Raw genomic sequence first — 778 nt, 5'->3', positions numbered from 1 at the left:
CAAGCTGACGCTGATCGTCCCGGAAATCAGCACTGCTCCTGGCGGTATCACCCCGCGCATGCAGCGGTTGAACGTGGTGGGCGTGTTCAAGGTCGGTGCCGAGCTGGATGGTTCGATGGCCCTGATCCACGTCGCCGATGCCGCGCAAATGCTGCATTGGCAGCCCAACCAGGTGCAAAGCGTGCGCCTGGCGGTCAAGGATCTGTATGCGGCGCCCAAGGTTTCGGCGGATATCGCCACAGGCCTCGGTGCAGCCTACAAGGCGGACGACTGGACCCATACCCAGGGCAGCCTGTTCAGCGCGATGAAGATGGAAAGGACCAGGAGCGGCCTGTTGTGGCTGATGATCGTGGCGGTCGCGGCCTTCAATATCATCGCCACGCTGATCATGGTGGTGAACGACAAGGGCGCGGACATTGCGATCCTGCGCACCATTGGCGCCACGCCGCGGCAGATCATGGCGATCTTCATGGTCCAGGGCACGGTGATCGGTATCGTCGGCACCCTGATTGGCGGCGTGCTGGGGGTGATTGCCGCGCTGAACGTCAGCGAACTGGTGGGCTGGATGGAGCGCGTGACCGGGCAGCATATCTTCAGTTCGGACGTGTATTTTGTCAGCAACCTGCCTTCGGAACTGCAAGGTGGCGATGTGCTGCTGATTTGCAGTGCCGGGTTTGTGTTGAGCTTTTTGGCGACGATCTACCCGGCGTATCGCGCGGCGAAGATTGAGCCGGCGCATGCCCTGAGATATTCGTAGGGTTCAAGACCGCTTTCGCGA

At 61.2% G+C, this 778-nt stretch carries 1 protein-coding gene; it reads left to right on the top strand.

Features of this window, described 5'->3' with window-relative positions; translation table 11 throughout:
* The coding region (locus tag ASU03_RS19245; RefSeq protein WP_157466001.1) for an FtsX-like permease family protein at positions 1-757 on the top strand (757 nt) is incomplete at its 5' end.
* Positions 758-778: the final 21 nt, after the last annotated feature.

This window comes from Colwellia sp. TT2012 (genome assembly GCF_001440345.1).
GTDB lineage: Bacteria > Pseudomonadota > Gammaproteobacteria > Enterobacterales > Alteromonadaceae > Colwellia.
This window is presented reverse-complemented; position numbering and strand designations above follow the sequence as displayed.